The sequence below is a fragment of the Wolbachia endosymbiont of Drosophila bocki genome (genome assembly GCF_028982005.1).
Lineage (GTDB): Bacteria > Pseudomonadota > Alphaproteobacteria > Rickettsiales > Anaplasmataceae > Wolbachia > Wolbachia pipientis.
Window position 1 is genome coordinate 1 of sequence record NZ_JAPQLG010000051.1, and the last position, 2549, is coordinate 2549.

The window sequence follows — 2549 nt, forward strand, 5'->3', positions numbered from 1 at the left end:
TAATCGTGAGAAGGAACTGCTACTCAAGTGTTATTTGCTTAACAAATTTACTGAAATAGGCATGGCTAAGCTTGAGATAGCTTCATGAATTTATTGTACGTTACCTACTACCCGAAGAGCGATGCAACAAAGCCATCCCAGTGTCAGCTACTTGGATGACACCATTCTTTTTTCTGGATTCCAGTGTCTGGGCACTGGAATGACATCCTCCCTTGTGGAGATTGCTCTCAAATCACAATGTTCGTACAGCTATGCAAACACAAAGGTGTCATTCCAGCGCGTGACGCTGGAATCCAGTTGAGCTATTTCAACAAAAATACTACATTTTGAGATGAACGTTCCAGACTTATTTACAAGTATAACAATTGAAGTCTGGATTCCAGTGTCAAGCACTGGAATGACATCATAGGGGCACTGCCCTTTTGGATGGAAACCAGTGTCAGCTACTTAGATGATACCTTTTTTCTACTTAGTTTGGGTTATGCAAGAAGTCTATTGCATTCCTGAGCAATTTGATTCATTATTCTTTTTGTAAAAAATTTTCTTAACTTTCTCTCCACTTTTTTGATAAGGTCACTTTAAAGGAAGTCTAATAGATGCTACATAGAAATCCAGATGAGTTTCTAAAGTCTATTCCAAAAGATAGGCGCATAATGTGCCTTGACATGGGAGAAAAGCAAATAGGCATAGCATTTAGCGATAAAACACAGCTCATAGCCACAGCTCATAGCATATATCACAGAAAAAATATGAGCAAAGATTTAGGTTATCTGCATAGAATATTCAAAGAAAATGAATCTGGATCAATGGTAATAGGACTACCGTTAAAAATGGACGAGCAAGAAACTAAATGGTGTAAAACTATAATCCAATTCGCAAATAAAATAATAAAAAAATATAAAGTAAATATATACTTACAAGACGAAAGCTTCTCAACATCTATCGCAACTCATACACTAAAAATTACTGGAATATCAATCACAAAATCGAAAAAAATAGATGATAAAATCTCCGCATGTATTATTTTGCAACGAACGTTAGACAAGATAAATACAATCAAATAGTTTTTCCAGATCTGGAAATCTTCAAACTGGATCCCATATAAAAGTTACTCAACAAAACAAGAACCTTTCGTATAAGCATGACAAATTGCTACAGCAAGAGCGTCAGCAGCATGGTGGCATTTTATACTCAAATTTTTAACTATTTGCTTCACCATAAATATCATCTGATCCTTATCAGCATGGCCATTTCCGGTAATGCTTTTTTTTACATAGTTTGCATCATATTCATTCATAGTTAGCTTTGTTATTTTTAACGCTAAAATTACAACCCCTCTTGCATATCCTAAAGTTAGTGAAGATTTAGGATTTTTATTAACAAAAATTTTCTCCACCGCAGCTTCATTCGGAGAGTATAGGGAAATTACTTTCTTTAATTGTTCAAAAATTATATGTAGGCGTTCACCTGTACCCAATTTACCATCAGTTGATATGGTACCGCCGCCCAAAAATTCAATATTATTTTTTTCGTTCAGGCTGATAATGGCCCACCCAGTCTTGCTTATTCCTGGATCTAGACCTATTATTTTAACCACTTAATAAACGCTTAACCAATAGACAAACAAAAATAAAAATATCCAGACTACATCTACAAAGTGCCAATACCAGGAGGCAAACTCAAAGCACAAATGGTCCTGAAGTGTAAATTGGCCTTTCCGTGCTCTAAATAAACACACTGATAAAAACATTATTCCTATTATAACGTGTGCGCAGTGAAAACCGGTAATCATATAAAAATTGGATGTATAAATAAGCTTTTCTCCTGTTTCTTGTAGAGAAAAACTCGCTTCATGATACTCTATTGCTTGCACTATTATAAAAAAAACTCCAAGCAATATAGTTATGGACAGCATTTTAATCATGCTCTTTTTATCATTTTTAAGTAAAGAGTGATTTGCCCAAGTAATTGTTGTACCAGAAAGCAATAATATTAATGTATTCATGAATGGTAGTGACCACGGATCAGGTGGCAAAATTCCCTCAGGGGGCCATTCAACTTTTTTTGCAGGAGAAAACGCCTCAAATAAAAAAACTGGATCAAGCCAGGCTTTAAAGAATGAACAAAAGAACACTATAAAAAATACGACCTCCGAGAGAATAAACAAGTACATTGCAAATTTGAGTCCATGTTTTACAATGGCAGTGTGACATTTGTCATAAATGGCCTCCCTTATTACATCTCTCCACCAATAAAACAGCACCCCTGATACTGCGGAGATTCCCAAAACTAAACAAAACATTCCGACAATTTGTTTATGAAGCGCGCCAACTAATCCAAGTGCAAGAATAAGAATTGCTGCTGATACAGCAATTGGCCAAGGGCTTGGATCCACTAAATGAAAATCATGTTCTTTACTTTTCATAGCATTTCAAAAAATACTTATTAAGGATACAAATTAGCTTAAAATTGTCAACGTTCCTTAGAACCTGTTAAGGATCTCGAAAATATGAGGTAAAATAAGCATAGTTAAGAAAGAGGTATATCTA

4 protein-coding genes are annotated in these 2549 nt (G+C 35.0%); 1 reads left to right on the forward strand and 3 read right to left on the reverse strand.

Annotated elements, in window-relative coordinates:
- Positions 1-249: 249 nt before the first annotated feature.
- Positions 250-393, reverse strand: a complete 144-nt coding sequence (locus OZD61_RS01020) for a hypothetical protein (protein WP_274979520.1) — start codon at positions 391-393, stop codon at positions 250-252.
- 203 nt (positions 394-596) lie between these two features.
- Between OZD61_RS01020 and ruvX the strand changes: the two genes are divergently transcribed.
- On the forward strand, positions 597-1064 hold the full coding sequence (gene ruvX, locus OZD61_RS01025) for a Holliday junction resolvase RuvX (protein WP_274979521.1): 468 nt from the start codon (positions 597-599) through the stop codon (positions 1062-1064).
- A gap of 44 nt (positions 1065-1108) precedes the next feature.
- On the opposite strand, the gene ruvC is transcribed toward ruvX, so the two are convergent.
- Positions 1109-1597 (reverse strand): crossover junction endodeoxyribonuclease RuvC, encoded by a 489-nt coding sequence (ruvC, locus tag OZD61_RS01030; protein WP_151807779.1) that lies wholly within the window; start codon positions 1595-1597, stop codon positions 1109-1111.
- Positions 1598-2425: a cytochrome c oxidase subunit 3 gene (locus OZD61_RS01035; RefSeq protein ID WP_274979522.1), complete on the reverse strand. Its 828-nt coding sequence runs from the start codon at positions 2423-2425 to the stop codon at positions 1598-1600.
- Between the last annotated feature and the right edge of the window lie 124 nt (positions 2426-2549).

Bases quoted from the DNA above. Each gene is read 5' to 3' on its own strand.
- ruvX (WP_274979521.1), top strand. From the start codon at position 597: ATGCTACATAGAAATCCAGATGAGTTTCTAAAGTCTATTCCAAAAGAT.
- OZD61_RS01035 (WP_274979522.1), bottom strand. From the start codon at position 2,425: ATGAAAAGTAAAGAACATGATTTTCATTTAGTGGATCCAAGCCCTTGG.